Origin of the sequence: Demequina sediminicola (assembly GCF_000975055.1) — a bacterium.
In the GTDB taxonomy this organism is placed as follows: Bacteria; Actinomycetota; Actinomycetes; order Actinomycetales; family Demequinaceae; genus Demequina; species Demequina sediminicola.
The window spans coordinates 808,305-823,288 of sequence record NZ_BBRB01000001.1; the positions used below are offsets into that span (position 1 = coordinate 808,305).

15 protein-coding genes are annotated in these 14,984 nt (G+C 62.6%); 3 read left to right on the forward strand and 12 right to left on the reverse strand.

What is annotated here, in order from left to right:
- Window positions 1-489 precede the first annotated feature (489 nt).
- Window positions 490-735, reverse strand: coding sequence for a cell division protein CrgA (locus AOP79_RS03795; protein WP_062070560.1), 246 nt, complete (start codon window positions 733-735; stop codon window positions 490-492).
- 93 nt (window positions 736-828) lie between these two features.
- On the opposite strand from AOP79_RS03795, the gene AOP79_RS03800 reads away from it, so the two are divergent.
- From AOP79_RS03800 to AOP79_RS03805, 3 genes are read left to right on the forward strand one after another with little or no spacing between them, the layout of a single operon-like run.
- Window positions 829-1,611: a class E sortase gene (locus tag AOP79_RS03800; RefSeq protein WP_062070562.1), complete on the forward strand. Its 783-nt coding sequence runs from the start codon at window positions 829-831 to the stop codon at window positions 1,609-1,611.
- Between the two features lie 41 nt (window positions 1,612-1,652).
- Window positions 1,653-1,775 (forward strand): hypothetical protein, encoded by a 123-nt coding sequence (locus AOP79_RS12025; RefSeq protein ID WP_269078440.1) that lies wholly within the window; start codon window positions 1,653-1,655, stop codon window positions 1,773-1,775.
- A complete protein-coding gene (locus tag AOP79_RS03805; RefSeq protein WP_062070564.1) occupies window positions 1,772-2,398 on the forward strand; it encodes an aminodeoxychorismate/anthranilate synthase component II in 627 nt (208 codons plus the stop codon). Before AOP79_RS12025 ends, AOP79_RS03805 begins: the two co-directional genes overlap by 4 nt.
- Window positions 2,399-2,442: 44 nt before the next feature.
- On the opposite strand, the gene AOP79_RS03810 is transcribed toward AOP79_RS03805, so the two are convergent.
- From AOP79_RS03810 to AOP79_RS03860, 11 genes are all read right to left on the reverse strand, one after another.
- Entirely contained in the window at window positions 2,443-3,324 is an 882-nt protein-coding gene (locus tag AOP79_RS03810) for a prenyltransferase (RefSeq protein ID WP_062070566.1), read from the reverse strand.
- Window positions 3,321-3,656, reverse strand: a complete 336-nt coding sequence (locus tag AOP79_RS03815) for a lycopene cyclase domain-containing protein (protein ID WP_062070568.1) — start codon at window positions 3,654-3,656, stop codon at window positions 3,321-3,323. The genes AOP79_RS03810 and AOP79_RS03815 overlap by 4 nt, the downstream gene beginning before the upstream one ends.
- Window positions 3,653-3,970: a lycopene cyclase domain-containing protein gene (locus AOP79_RS03820; protein ID WP_062070570.1), complete on the reverse strand. Its 318-nt coding sequence runs from the start codon at window positions 3,968-3,970 to the stop codon at window positions 3,653-3,655. The genes AOP79_RS03815 and AOP79_RS03820 overlap by 4 nt, the downstream gene beginning before the upstream one ends.
- On the reverse strand, window positions 3,967-5,595 hold the full coding sequence (crtI, locus tag AOP79_RS03825) for a phytoene desaturase family protein (RefSeq protein WP_082093326.1): 1,629 nt from the start codon (window positions 5,593-5,595) through the stop codon (window positions 3,967-3,969). Before crtI ends, AOP79_RS03820 begins: the two co-directional genes overlap by 4 nt.
- Entirely contained in the window at window positions 5,592-6,485 is an 894-nt protein-coding gene (locus AOP79_RS03830) for a phytoene/squalene synthase family protein (protein WP_062070572.1), read from the reverse strand. The genes crtI and AOP79_RS03830 overlap by 4 nt, the downstream gene beginning before the upstream one ends.
- Window positions 6,482-7,564, reverse strand: coding sequence for a polyprenyl synthetase family protein (locus AOP79_RS03835; protein ID WP_062070574.1), 1,083 nt, complete (start codon window positions 7,562-7,564; stop codon window positions 6,482-6,484). Before AOP79_RS03835 ends, AOP79_RS03830 begins: the two co-directional genes overlap by 4 nt.
- A 118-nt stretch (window positions 7,565-7,682) precedes the next feature.
- Window positions 7,683-9,854 (reverse strand): Stk1 family PASTA domain-containing Ser/Thr kinase, encoded by a 2,172-nt coding sequence (gene pknB, locus AOP79_RS03840; protein WP_062070576.1) that lies wholly within the window; start codon window positions 9,852-9,854, stop codon window positions 7,683-7,685.
- 86 nt (window positions 9,855-9,940) lie between these two features.
- Entirely contained in the window at window positions 9,941-10,885 is a 945-nt protein-coding gene (locus AOP79_RS03845) for a serine/threonine-protein kinase (RefSeq protein WP_062070578.1), read from the reverse strand.
- Window positions 10,882-12,351, reverse strand: coding sequence for a peptidoglycan D,D-transpeptidase FtsI family protein (locus AOP79_RS03850; protein WP_062070580.1), 1,470 nt, complete (start codon window positions 12,349-12,351; stop codon window positions 10,882-10,884). The genes AOP79_RS03845 and AOP79_RS03850 overlap by 4 nt, the downstream gene beginning before the upstream one ends.
- Window positions 12,348-13,682, reverse strand: a complete 1,335-nt coding sequence (locus AOP79_RS03855) for an FtsW/RodA/SpoVE family cell cycle protein (protein ID WP_062070582.1) — start codon at window positions 13,680-13,682, stop codon at window positions 12,348-12,350. Before AOP79_RS03855 ends, AOP79_RS03850 begins: the two co-directional genes overlap by 4 nt.
- The gene (locus AOP79_RS03860; protein WP_062070584.1) at window positions 13,683-14,984 is read right to left on the reverse strand and encodes a PP2C family protein-serine/threonine phosphatase; all 1,302 of its coding nucleotides are present in this window, start codon (window positions 14,982-14,984) and stop codon (window positions 13,683-13,685) included.

Genomic DNA, 14,984 nt, shown 5'->3' on the forward strand with positions numbered 1-14,984 from the left:
CCAAGTGGAAGGCGAGCGTGGTGCGACGGGGTGTGCGCCATCGGCGCTGTCGCTTAGTGGCGCTGTGACTTAACTGCGGCGCGACCCACCAGTGCTGTGACACACCTAGGCCGGGACACAACTGTGCTGTGACTGGGCTGTGCTGTCACTCAATTGTGCTGTGCGCGTCGGCTGCCCTTCGCGCATCGGCGCTGTACAAATCTGTCCTGTGCACATCGGCCCTGTGTACATATGCCACCTTCGCGCGGTGCAATCACTGTGCCGAATGCGCGTCACGGGAGCAGACGCACGACTACTCCGCTGCTGAAGTGGCAGCTTTTGCCTGTCTAGCCGCCTCAAAACAGCGAAATGGAGCCATTTGGCGGGGAAGGGGGTGGGGGTGTGGATAACTCTGGGGAAATGTGAATGACACTGGTGTAGTTTTCCCCATGGTTATCCCCATCGGGGGATAACTACACCGGTGTAACTCACAGGTGTGTGGGGAGAACGCTACTTCCAGCGGGTCAACAGCACCATGCCTGTGCCGAGGAACACAAAGCCCACCACGATGTTCCAGTTGGCGATGGGGAGCGGGTAGTTCGCCTGGGTGATGTAGTAGATGACGATCCACACGACACCGACGATGAGCATGGTCAGGGCAGTCGGAATCAGCCACTTGGGGTTCTCTGATTCAGGCTTGCCGATGTTCCGGGGCGCCTTGTATACGTTCTTGTCGCGCTTCTTCGAAACAGCCACGCTGGTACTCCATTGTCGGTTTTGGCCCGCTTGTGACGCGGGATCGTGCCACTAGCGTACCGAGTGGACGCGCTCGCGTAGTCTAAAGGCACTATGTCTGACCCTGCGACGCTCCAGAACGAGGCCGCCCCAAGCGCGCCCGAACGCAAGCGCCCCCGCATCAGCATTGTGGGCATCATTGGGGAACTGCTGATATTTGCGGGCCTTCTGTTGGCGTTGTTCGTGGTGTGGCAGCTGTTCTACACCGATGTTCAAGGCGACCGTCAACAGGCGGAGATTGTTCAGGATCTCGCTTGGGCTGAGACCCCCGAGCAGGCTGTGGAGACGTCGACCACGCAGACGATTCCTGATGACCTCAAGGAGACGGACATTGATCCGCCCGTCCCTAGCCCCGAATATCAGGAAACGTTCGCTACATTCATGGTGCCTCGCTGGGGTGAGGGTTACGTGAAGCCCATTTCCGAAGGCGTGTCACGTCCGGACGTGCTGGACCCGTTGGGACTGGGCCACTATCCCGAGAACGCGATGCCGGGCGAGGCCGGAAACTTTGCCATCGCCGGCCACCGGACCACCTACGGAAAGCCGCTACGCAATGTCGACACGCTACACGTGGGGGACAGCCTCATCGTTCAGACCGAAGACATCTGGGCTGTGTACACCGTGACGGACTGGGAGATTGTGCACCCGTCCGAGTACGACGTGGTGGCGCCCACCCCGCGCGATGTCGAGGCGGGAACCACGGGCCGGTTCATTACATTGACCACCTGCCACCCTCTGTACTCCGCTGCCGAGCGGTGGATTGTGTATGGCGAACTCGAGTATTGGGCACCCACAGGTCATGGTGTGCCAGCAGAACTTTTGGAGGTGCCACAGTGATCTCGACGTGGATTTGGTCGCATTTGCCTGGGAACACTCTGGTGAAGCTACTGGTGCTCCTGTTCGTCATCGCGGCACTGGTGTTGGTGCTTTTTGAATGGGTCTTCCCCTGGATTTCTGAGTCGCTCCCTATCCAGGACCCCACCATCGCGGAGGAATCATGACGCGCATTCTTGTGATCGATAACTATGACTCGTTCGTGTACACGATCGTGGGATACCTGCGTCAGATGGGCGCGGAGACCACGGTGGTGCGCAACGACGCCGTAGCGGATGCTGGCCCCATTGACGATTACGACGGTGTGTTGGTCTCCCCTGGGCCTGGAACTCCTGCGGAGGCGGGCGCATCGAACGATGTGATCCGTGAATGTGCGCGCACGGGAACCCCGATGCTGGGCATTTGCTTGGGCCACCAGGCGTTGGCTGAGGTGTACGGCGGCGTGGTGAGCCACGCACCCGAGTTGATGCACGGTAAGACGTCGCTAGTGCAGCATGATGGCGCGTCGGTCCTCGCTGGCCTACCTGCTCCGTTCACCGCGACGCGGTATCACTCGCTGGCTGTGGAAACCCCGACGGTGCCCGACGAGCTCGAAGTCACCGCTCGTACCGATAACGGCATCATCATGGGCCTCAAGCACAAGGATTTGCCGATGCATGGCGTCCAGTTCCACCCAGAGTCGGTGCTGACCGAGGGTGGCCACCGCTTGCTGGCGAACTGGCTCGAGGTGTGCGGGATGCCCGATGCCGAGGGACGTAGCTCTGGGTTGTCGCCGCTGGTGCGCAAGTAGGAGCTCAGCCCAGGCGTACTTGCTTGGGTCAGCAGGCGTTTTGGCTAGGTTCCCCAGCCGTTCCACACCACGATCAGCAGCACCGTGACGAGGAAACCGACGGGCTGATTGAGCCACAGGAACGTGCGCCAACCGCGGTTGGCGTCCTCGCAGGTGGCGTCGGTGATGTTCCAGAAGCGGGCGGTCGAGGCCGCATAGGCCAGCGGTAGCGCGGCCGCCAGGATGCTGGGCCAGGGCAGGAACAGCAGGAGAGCCGATGCCACGAGGTACAGCACCGTAGCGAGACGGGCGGTAGCGCGTGCGCCAATCACTGTCGCCACGGAGCCGATGCCGCCGGCCCGGTCGGCGAGCACGTCTTGGACGGCGCCGAAGGCGTGACTTGCCATGCCCCACACAATGAACGCCACCCACACTGGCCAGATACCTGGCTGGGTGAGTGAGACGTCGGCGAGCACCAAGGCGTAGATCAGTGGCCCGGCGAAGTGCAGTGCTGAGGTGAGGGAGTCCAGGAAGGGCTTTTCTTTGAAACGCAGGCCCGGTGCGGAGTATGCGATGACGCCGAAGACCACAAGGACCAAAGTGATTCCCGCCCAGGTATCACCTGCCCACAGGAGCCACACCATGAACGGGATCACGGTGACGGCACAGGCGATGAGGATGCCGCGGTGGACTCGTTGAGCCTCCGTGCGGTCGCGGATGACGTCGCCTTCAATGCCGCCCTTGCGGGGGTTGGCGAGGTCTGATTCGTAGTCGAAGACGTCGTTGATGCCGTACATGAGCAGGTTGTAGGGCACGAGGAAGAACAGCGTGCCGACTATCAGCGTGACGTCGATCTCACGGGTGGCCATGAGATATCCGGCGGCGAACGGGAACGCCGTGTTGATCCAACTAATGGGACGCGAGGCTTTGAGGATTGAGGCAATCACTGTGTGTCACCTCCGGCCCGGGGTTCTTCAACGGGCCGATGCGTGGGGCGCTTGCCGCCGAGTAGTTCCCAGAACGTGGGGATCAGGAGAACCGCGCCGATGGCGTATGCCAAGTCTTCGACGGGGGCGATGGGCATCAAGACTCCGGAGATGAGCTCCGGGTCGTAGTCGACGATGCCGAGTCCGACGATGACGTTGTCGAACACGATGGTCAGGATGATCAGGACCAGGGCGGTCAAGGCCAGGGGGCGTGCGGGCAGGCGCCGCAGTACCGGGGCGCAGGCGATGGCGATCACTGCCAGCACCGCGACGGACAAGATGACGTACGTCATGCGCGCTCCCTCTGACGTGCAAACGCGCGCCACAGCAGCAACGTCTGATAGGTGAGCAGGATGAGGAAGAAGATCTCCTCGAGCGGAACCTCTGGAGCCACGGTGACGCCGCTAAGGTACGCGCTATCGCCAATGAAGAAGATGCCCAGACCCACTCCGATGAAGTCCCAGATGAGGAAGGCCGCCACACCCAACACGACGGTGACAATGGCCCTGCGAGGCTGATCGAACAGGGCCACGCGGTAGCGCCAGTCGAGAGTCATGAGGCCAGCAATGCTGACCAGGAGGCCCAGGAGGTACAGCCATTGCGTCATGGCAGGTCTCCGATCTGGTCTCCGCGCTGTCCTAAGGACCGTGCGATCGCGCCAAGCGTTCCAGAGCGGCGCGAACGTGCGAGGTAGTTGGCCGGCAGCGGTGCCTGCAAAGGCGAGACCCCTGTGGCGCCCAGCAGGCGCTTCGCCACCAGTTCTGCTGAGATCAAGCAAATCGGAACGCCGATGCCGGGAACAGTGGACGATCCCGCGTACAGCAGGTTGGGGACCGCGCCGGAAACGTTGGCCGGGCGGAACATGGCCGACTGGCTGAGACTGTGTTCGAGGCCCAGCGCACCGCCTCGCCAGGCGTTCAATTCGGAGGCGAAGTAGTGCGGGGTCAGAACGCGCTTCACCGACGTACGCTCGCGCAGACCCGGGATTTGCGCCCAGTCGCCCACTTGATCGAAGTACCGGCCGATGTGCTCGTCGAGTTCGCCGCGGGAGCGGGCTGTCGCGCCAAGGGACGGCTCTGCGGGGAACGGCACCAGCATGGCGAGGTTCTCATGCCCGGCTGGTGCGGTGTCATCTGTGGCCGACGTGCGAGACACGTAGATGGAGGCGGGCTGGGGAACCATGCCACGCACCATGATGTCGTCAAAGTTGCGGTTCCAGTCGCGCGTGAACAGCAGCGAATGGTGTGCCAGCTCGGGAAGTTCGCCTTCCACGCCTGCCAAGACCATCAGGGCACTAATGCCTGGTCGCTTCTTCCGCCACGTGCGTTCCGGACGGGTCTGATGCTCACGCGCAAGGAGAGCCGTCTCTGTGTGGTGCATGTCAGCGGCCGACACCACGGCATCGGCGCTCACCGTCGTGCCATCCGCCAGCGCTACTCCCGTGGCCTTCCCCCGTTCGACGAGAATCTCCCGCACCGCAACCCCGGTGCGGATCTCGACGCCCTCGTCACGCGCGACTCGCTCCAGGGCCTCTACGACTGCGTACATGCCGCCGCGCGGATAGCTCACGCCTTCAATCAAGTCGAGGTGGCTCATCAGCGAGAAAAGGCTGGGGAGGCGATCCGGTGTAGAGCCCAAGAACACGGCGTGGAAACCCAGAATCTGGCGAAGCCGTGGATCTGCGACCTTGTTCGCGATCGCATCACCCAGCGGCCTCGTGAGGAGTCCCGCGAGTTCTGGCAGGCGGCGCAGCGTTGCGGCATCGATTGAGCGGGTGGGCTTCTCAAAGGTGGTGTAGAGGAAACGATCCAGTGCCAACTGGTAGCGATCCCCAGCCGTCTCCGCGTAGGCACGCATCGCGTCACCGTCACCGGGGCTGAGTGCGTTAAAAGCTTCCCAGTTACGTGCAGGGTCAGCACTGACATCAAGGACTGACGCCGGGCCGGCCTCCCCTTCAAAAAACACTCGGTAACGCGGATCAAGGTCAATCAGATCCAGCTCTGCCGACACGTCGCGACCCAAGAGCGAGAAAAAATGAGAAAACGCGTCGCGCATCAAGTACCACGAGGGGCCTGTGTCGAAAGTGAAGCCATCGACTTCTAGCCGGCCCGCTCGCCCGCCAACACTGTCATGGCGTTCCACCAGCGTGACATCGGCGCCACCACGCGCTAAAAGGGCGGCCGTTGCGAGCCCTGACACCCCACCACCGACGACAACGACGGGACCACTCATGCGTTCACGGACTCCTGCTTAGCGGCGCGCATCGCGCTCGCGGCCAACGACAACTTCTTCAGACGCGGAACACTTACCCGCGTCGTCACCAACTTCTGCGCCGGAACCTTAGAGATGCGCTCCAGAAGTTCCTCATAGATCATCACCGTGGCGAGCACGGCGCGACGCGCTGCGAGCGGCAGGCCGGGGAGCGTGGCGCGTGCCGCCGCCAACTCCGCACGGCACTCGATGACAAGTGAGGCTACGTCGGCATCGGACATCTCGGTGACGTCAAGTCCGGGGAAATACACCCGGCCACGAGTCTCAAGATCCGCACCCAGATCCCTCAGAAAGTTGATCTTCTGGTACGCCGAACCCAACTTCCGCGCGCCAGCACGCAACTCATCCGGAACATCGGCCGGACCGTCGCCCGTAGCGAGGAACGCGGCCAGGCACATCTCTCCAATGACCTCCGCGGAGCCGTACACATACGTATCGAAAGACGCGGCATCGTGCTCGGTCACGGTGAGGTCCATGCGCATCGACGCAAAGAAGGGGTCAACCAACTCGCGCGTGATGCCCGTCGCGCGTGCGGTCACACCAAAGGCGTGGGCAATGACATCGGCAGAGAACCTGCCGTTCATTGCTTGGTGCACTTGCACCTCAAAGGCATCAAGCACGGCGGCAGTGTCCGGCCCCCGGTAGGTGTCAACGATCTCGTCAGCAATGCGCACCATCGCGTAAATCGAGGCAATGTGGGTACGCGTGACCGGCGGAAGTAGACGCGTCCCTAGCCCAAAACTGTTCGAGTAGTGGCGGATGACCTGAGCCGCGGCCGCCTGAGAAGCACTATCGAACAGGGCCAGCGACGTCTCGTCAGTGTGGTGGGCGCGGTGCCCAGACCCAGTCATGAAGCCCGCTCCTGCAGTTCACCAATCAGCTCCACCAAGTAACCACTCAGTGGTGCAGGAATACGTTCGCTGGCGATGCGCGACGCCTCACGGGCACGGCGACGAGCCAACGTCAACGCCGCCTTGCGGGCACCCGAGTCAGCGAGGACCGCTCGCACCTCAGATGCGCAGTCCTCGTCCAGTTCCGGATCCCCCACGTAGCGATTAAGAATGGCCTGCTGTGCGGGCGTCGCCTTCTCATAGCCAAGCCGCATCAACTCAGTGCGCTTGCCGGAGCGCAAGTCCGAGAGCGTCGACTTGCCCAACGTGTCTGCGGACCCGAACACGCCAAGGTCGTCGTCAATGAGTTGAAACGACACTCCCAGCGCGATGCCGAACCGCTCGAGATGAGCTTCCATCGTGGGGTCAGCCCCCGCGAGTTTGGCCCCTGCGAGCAACGGAATCACGCATGAGTACCACGACGTCTTGAGGATGGACACGAGGATCGGGTCCGCCTGCTGCACGGGTGCGATGTCCCCATAGACGTCGAGTAGCTCTCCTGCGATCGTGGAGCGAATCGCACGAGTAATGAGCTCCATACAGGCCACACGGTGGTGTGCGGGGAGCCCGCTACGCACGATGAGGTCATAGGAGCTCGACAGCGCGAGGTCTCCACCGAGGAGCGACGCTGCCAGCACCTGATCGTCGATCTTGTGAGCAGGCAGGTCAGAACCGGCAAACTGTGCGCGTCGCAGGCCAGCGATGTTGAGTTGGCCGCGGCGCACCTCGTCGTGATCCAAGATGTCGTCGTGCACCAGCATCGCCGTGTGGAGCATCTCCATGGACGCCGCTACAGGGACCGCAACCTTGGGGTCGCCGCCGCTGAGCCCGGTGTATGCCGCCAACGTCAGTTGCGGTCGTAGGTTCTTGCCACCGGAGATTTGGGCACCTAGGTAGTCCCACAGCACGCCATAGTCGGGTGCTGCTACGGCAAGATCGCCCTTGGCCTGGGCAACGTGTTCGCGCAGCGCGGCATGAACCGCAGGGACGTTCTCGTCAACTCTGACGCGGAGAGTCTGGGCTGTCGCTGTATGGCTCATGGTGTCTGTGAAAACTCTGGCCGTGGCATGTCTATTCCCAAAGTCCCCTGGAAAGGGCACTGCCCGGGCACCACTCGGTACCCGGGCAGAACGCGATCAGCGATGGTGGCCACTGTCGCTAATTGTTTCCATTAGTGGCAGTGGGCTGGGGGTCAGGCTCGGGCTCGGGCCCGTTCGACAGCGTCAGCGTCACCGTGGTGTCTGGTGCCACCTGTGTGCCCGCATTCGGGTTTTGGGTGATCACCGAGTTCTGTGGGATGTCGTCCGAATACTGCGACTGCCCATAGGTGAACGCGAGTCCCAGGGTTCCGAGTTCACGTTCCGCGTCGCTCTTGGTGCGACCGGTCACGTCGGGGACAGTCACGAGTGATGGCGCGGAGGCGACACCGAGTTCAACGGTGCTGCCCTGTGCCACCTTGCCAGAGCCGGGGCTTTGGCTGACGACCGTTCCTTCAGCGACCGAATCGTCCTCGACATCCTTGATTGACGGCACCAGGCGCAGGTCAGTCAACGCTGAGCGGGCCTCGTCCTCGCTCATTCCCACGAGGTCCGGGAGTTCGACTTCACCGCTCGAGACGGACAGCGTGATCTCGGTGTCGGGGGCGACTGACTCGCCTTCGGCAGGGTTGGTTTCCACGACGCGACCGGCCTCCATGGAGGCATCGTCGACTTCCTCGACGTCGCCAACTTTGAGCCCAGCTTCCTCGATCTTCAGGCGCGCGGATTCCTGTGTGAGGCCTCGAACCGAGGGAACCTCGACGGCGTCGGGTCCAGAGGAGACGTACACCGTGACGACCGGGACCTCGGTTTCAGCGGCTGCCGCGAGGGTGGCGGAACTGGCCGCAATGGCCTCGCCTTCTGCGGGCACTTCAAGTTCGGTACCAACACCTGGATCGGTGCGGGTCACGATGCCTTCTTCTACGTCCGTGCTTGCCTCTTGCTTGACGTCTGCGACAAGGCCTAGGTCTTCGATGGCCGCGACAGCCTCTGCTTCTTCGAGGCCTACGACGTTCGGAACACTCACCGTGGTGCCGGTGGGTTCTTCGTCACCGCCGGACAGCAGCACCCACAGCACGATGATGATGGCCAACAATGCGGCGCCACCCAGCGACCACCACATGATCTTCTTGCGGCGGCGCTCTTCCTCATCGTCGACGATGTCCTGCTCGCCTGTGACGGGCACGGAGGAGGCCTGCGGTGGCGGAACGGATCCACCTGCAGCGGCACCTGTGGCGCCCCACGCCTGCGGGCTCGCGGCGGACATCACTTCCGTGGCGCCCGTCTCAGGTCCGCCCGGGGTGACCGGCATGGCCTGCGTGGGCTGTTCCGCGATCTCTTCCTGAGACATGCCATTGGCCAGTGCTGCACCTGCGGCAGCACCAGCGACAGCTGCGCCGCCGACGGCAATCGCGCCGGTCGAGGGGCTGACAGGCGCGCCACCGAGGACGGCGCGGAGATCCGCGAGGAACTCCTGTGCAGTCGAATAGCGCTGGTCGCGGCTCTTGGCTAGCGAGCGCAACACCACCTGGTCCAGTTCCGTCGGGACGTCGGACGCGAACTGCGAGGGTGCCGGAGGCTCTTCGCGGACATGCTGATAGGCCACGGACACAGGGGAGTCGCCAATGAAGGGCGGCCGGCCGGTGAGGAGTTCAAAGAGGAGGCAGCCGACGGAGTACAGGTCCGAGCGTGCATCGACGGTCTCGCCGCGCGCCTGCTCTGGCGAGAGGTACTGGGCGGTGCCGACGACCGCCTGGGTTTGCGTCATGCCGTTGCCGGCATCAGCCAGTGCGCGAGCAATACCGAAGTCCATGACCTTCACCGCGCCCGTGGGGGTCAACATGACGTTGGCGGGCTTGATGTCGCGGTGGACGAGGCCTGCGTGGTGTGAATAGTCGAGCGCAGTCAGGACGCCTGCCGTGATTTCGATGGCTTCATCGATGGGAGCAGCGACATCTCCCTTGAGGATCTCGCGAACCGTGTGTCCTTCGACGTGCTCCATGACGATGTACGGCACAGCGTGGGGATTGCCATCCGGTCCGGTGGTGTGCTCCTCACCGGTGTCGTAGACGGCGACGATGGCGGGGTGGTTCAGACCTGCTGCAGCCTGGGCTTCGCGACGGAAGCGAGTCTGAAACGACGGGTCGCGTGCGAGGTCGGCTCGCAGAATCTTGATGGCGACGGTTCGGCCGAGCCGAGTGTCATAGCCGATGTGGACCTCGGCCATGCCGCCTCGTCCAATGAGGTCGCCGACTTCGTATCGGCCACCCAGGATCTTCGCTTGGTCGTTCATATGTCCTTCAGTCTGTCGGTCGCACGTACGCGTCGACAGTCATTGTCGCACTTGCGCCGTTTGGGCTCGCGGTGGTCATGGTATACCTACCTCGCCCGTGGAACATCGGGCCGTGGTCGGAAAGATTTGGGGGCCACGCTAGGAGGCATGCGTCGTGGCGGTGGGGCGTTGTCGGGTTCAGGGTCAAGGCTTGGGACCGGCATGACAGCGCCGTCAGGCAAGTCCAAACCTTCGATGCGCTCGGCCAAGGCGGTGGCGTTGCGCGGACGCTTGCGGGGGTTTTTCTCCAGCAAATCAGTGATGAGCTGTGCCATGGGGCCTGACACGCGGTCGGGAAGCGGAGGGACGTCCTCGTTCACGTGAGCGATCGCGATGTCGACAGCGGTTGCGGCAGTGAAGGGACGCTTTCCGACGACGCATTCGTAGGCGATGATGCCCAAGGCGTAGAGGTCCGATGCCGGTGTGGCCGGTTTGCCGAGCGCCATCTCGGGTGCGAGGTATTGGGCTGTGCCCATCACCATGCCGGTCTGGGTGAGAGTGGTTTGGTCGTGGCTACGGGAGACTCCGAAGTCGGTGACCTTGACGTGGTCGCCATCACGCACGATGAGGTTGCCTGGCTTGATGTCGCGGTGCATGATGCCCGCTTCGTGAGCGACGGCGAGCCCGCGTGATGTGTGCGCGAGGATCATGCCGATGCGGCGTTCGGGCAGTACTCGTTCGCGTTCAATGATGGTGGAGAGCGGTTCGCCTTCGACCAACTCCATCACCAGGTACGGCGTGCCTTCTTGGTCGCCGTAGTCAAAGACCTGGGCGATGTTGTCGTGGAGCAGGCTCGCCGCGTTGCGTGCCTCATTGCGAAAACGCTTGAGGAACGTCGAGTTCGCGGCCGCCTCCTTCTTCAGTACTTTGACGGCCACGGGACGGCCGAGTTCGGAATCCTCACCGCGCCAGACCTCGCCCATGCCGCCCACCGCGAGCAGCGACTTGAGTACGTAGCGGCCCCCGAGCGTCGTCCCTGCGTGGATGCTCATAGGTTCCCCTCACCTTGTAGGCGAAGCGCCTCTTCCATGAGAGCACGAGCGATGGGCGCTGCCACTGCGCCTCCCGTGGCTTCGTCACCCAAGGACCCGCCATTCTCCACGATGACGGCAATCGCAATCGCGGGGTCGTCGGCTGGGGCGAAGGAGACAAACCACGCGTGAGGGGAGGTGTCCTGGCCAGTTTCCGCAGTGCCAGTCTTGCCCGCCACCTCAACACCGTTGATGCGTGCCGCAGTTCCGGTGCCGTTGTCGACAACACCCACCATCATGTCGGTCAGAGCGTTGGCATCCGAGGACGTCATTGCTTCCTTGTAGACCTCAGGTTCCGTGACATCGACCACGGTCAGATCGGAGGCGCGCACCGTGTCCACTAAATACGGCTTCATGAGGACGCCGTCGTTGGCAATACCAGCGGCGACCATGGCCATTTGCAGGGGAGTGGCGCGGACGTCGTACTGACCGATCGCGCTCATTGCTGTCTGGGCCTGGTCGGGAGATTCGGGCAAACGTGAATCGGTGACGGCCAGCGGAATGTCAATCGACTCGGTCCACCCAAAGTCCTGAGCCTTGCGTTCAATGACCGACCACTGAAGGTCCATGCCCAACTGGGCAAACGCGGTGTTGCAGGAGATACGCAGCGCATCGGACAAAGAAATGGTGTCGGTGGCGGAACACGACTCGCCCCCGTAGTTGCCGATGGTGTTCGAGGAGCCCGGCAGGTCAAGTTCCTGGGGAGCGAAAAGTTCGGAATCCCCCGTCATCCCTGCTTCGAGTGCCGCCGCAGTGTCGATGAGCTTGAAAGTGGAGCCAGGAGGATAGGTGTCGCCGGCGATTGCACGGTTCACCAGGGGGCTGTCCTCACGGTTGAGGAGCTCCTGGTAGTTCTCATTGACCTCGGCGGTGTCGTGGCTTGCCAGCAAAGCCGGATCGTAGGTGGGGCTCGTGACCATCGCCAATACCTTGCCCGTCTCCGGATCAAGTGCCACGACCGCACCCCGTTGGTCACCCAACTGTTCCGATGCCACTTGTTGCAGCGTCGGCTTCAACGTCAACTCGATTGACGCTCCCTGCTGCTGCTCGCCGGCAAAGAGGTTGCCTAGACGAGTCCAAAACAGCGAATCGTCGGTGCCGTTGAGGAGTTCGTTCTCCGTCTGCTCAAGCGCAGTGCGGCCGTAGACGATCGAATAGAAGCCGGTGGCAGCGGCGTACAGGGCGCCTTCGCTGTAAGTGCGCTGGTAATTGTACGGATCGTTGACGGGGTCCGACCACACGATCGACTCGCCCTCGACCACGAAAGGCCCACGGAAGTTGCCGTACTGCTTGTATAGCGTGCGGACGTTGCGCGGGTCCTGATCCAAATCATCGGCGTTGATCACCTGGATGAAGGAAGCCGACATCATCAAGAGCAACACGAGCGAGAGAACAACGACGCTGAGGCGGCGTACTGGTTCGTTCATGCGGGAACCGCCTCCTCTGAGGGACGGCGTGCCATGTCAGACACGCGCAGCAGCAAGGCCAGCACTATCCAGTTGGCCAGGAGCGACGAGCCGCCGTACGCCAGGAAGGGGGCCGTGAGACCGGTGAGTGGAATGACGCGAGTCACGCCACCCACCACAATGAACACCTGAATTGCGATGGTGAACCCTAGACCGGACGCCAGCAACTTGCCGAATCCGTCGCGCACGCCAATGGCGGCCCGGAACGCTCGCTGCACAACAATCAGGTACAGCGTGAGAATCGCCATGAGGCCAGTGAGACCAAGTTCCTCACCAAGCGACGCGATGATGAAGTCGGACTCCGCATACGGGACCAGATCGGGACGTCCATTGCCCAAGCCGGTGCCAAACAGCCCTCCAGACGCCATGCCAAACAGCCCTCGGACCAGCTGCTCCGACGTTCCCGACGCGTACGTGTCCGCATCGAGTGCGTGAAGCCACGCATCGAACCGGGAACGCACGTGAGGAATGGTGAGCGCCGCCACCGTTCCACCGATGAAGAACAGTCCAGCGCCCGTGAGCACCCAACTGAGCCGTTGAGTGGCGACGTAGAGCATGCCCAAGAAGATGCCGAAGAACAGCAACGATGCACCAAGGTCACGCTCGTAGACCATGATGAGCATGGCTGCGGCCCACACCAGCAGCAACGGTCCCATGTCTCGGGGGCGCGGGAAACGCATCCCCAGGAACTTGGGGCCAGCCAAAGCCAAGGTGTCGCGGTTGGTCACCAGGTAGCCGGCAAAGAAGATGACGAGCGCGATCTTGGCGAACTCACCCGGCTGCATGGAGTGCCCCAGAATGGAGATCCAGATGCGTGCACCGTTGACGGTGATACCCAAGCCAGGCACGAGCGGCAGCAGGTAGAGCACGAGGCCCACCACGCCAGCGGTGTACGTGTATCGACGCAGTTTGCGGTGGTCACGCAGGACCAACAGCACCACGATCATTGCGGTGACGCCGAGGGCCATCCAAATCATCTGTGCATTGGCAAACGAGGTGTCCTCAGCCAAGTCAATGCGGTGAATCTCCGCGATTCCGACGCCGTTGAGCGCGAACACTGCCGGCAGTAACACCGGATCGGCGTTCGGTGCGACCTTGTCGAGCACCACGTGCGCCGCGATCATCAGCACGGCGGTGCCGAGTCCATACAGCGCGATGACGGAAATCTCGAGGTACGCGGCGTTGTAATCCACCTGAGCGCGCGCGAGCACAATGATGACCCACGAGATCGCGAGCAACGCCATCTCGGAGCGCCGCCCTGCGCGCACTCGAATCTCGGAGACCGTCGACACTTACGCGTCCCCTGCGGCAGCCGATGCCCCCGTGCTTGGGCTGGGCGACACGCTCGGCTCGGGTGTCGCTGACGGGGACGGTGAAACATCGTCGTCAGTGGAGTCGACGCCCAAGGCCTCCACGATAGTGCGGGCCTCTTCCAGGCTCGACGCGCGAATCGTGTCCTCGATGCGCTGCTGTTGGTACGGCGCCAAGCTCGCTACCGGCACGCCAGTGTCTTCCACCATGGTGTGCATATCGACCAAAGGAAGATCCTCAGGGATTCCCTGATAGATGGCCACATCAATGCCATCAGAGCCCACGTAGTACTGAGTTTGGGTCCACAGATACGCGCCCCACGCCCCCAACACCACAACGGCCAACGCGATCAGTGGCAACATCCACGGACGAATCTTCACCCACGTGCTATTGCCTCGCGCAGGATCCTCGTCATCCTCGGGAGTCTCACGTGGTGACGACAGGCGAGCAGCTTTAGCTGCAGCGGACGATCCGCCCGCAGTGGGCCGATGCCGGTCCAAGGCCACCGAACCGACGATCTGTGATGACGTGGACGGGCCCACGCCATCGGTCTCGTCGATGTCGACCACATCGGCCACCACGCACGTCACGTTGTCAGGCGCGCCAGAGGCCAGCGCCAACGACACCAAAGCATCGGCACAGTCTCCAGGATCAGAGACCTCCTTCAACGTGTGCTCCAGCGTCTCGCGACTCACCACACCCGAAAGCCCATCCGAGCACAGCAGCCACCGGTCCCCAGCCCGCGTCTCGCGTACCGAAATATCGACCGGCACGTCAGCGTCAACGTCACCCAACACGCGAAGCAACATTGACCGCTTGGGGTGATGTTCAGCATCGGCCGCACTCAAGCGACCCGTATCAATCAAGTGCTGCACAAACGTGTGGTCCGCAGTCACCTGATCCAGCACCGAATCGCGCAACAAGTACGCGCGAGAATCGCCGATGTGAGCCATCGACAACGTAGAACCCGCACGCAGGAGCGCCGTCACCGTGGTGCCAAGACCGGAAAGTTCAGGATCGTTGGCGGCGCGCTCAACGATCTCCGCGTGCGCATCGGCGATGGCATCCTTCAACTCATCGAGTGCCTCATCGGAGCCATGAGACTCACCATCCAGTGCGGCAAGGCGTCCCACCGCAATTGACGACGCAATGTCACCACCCGCGGCACCACCCATGCCATCAGCGACCACCAGCAAATGGGGGCCCGCATACGCAGAATCCTGATTATTGGAACGCACCAAACCCACATCGGAGCGCGCAGCGAAGTGAAGAGACAAGAACAT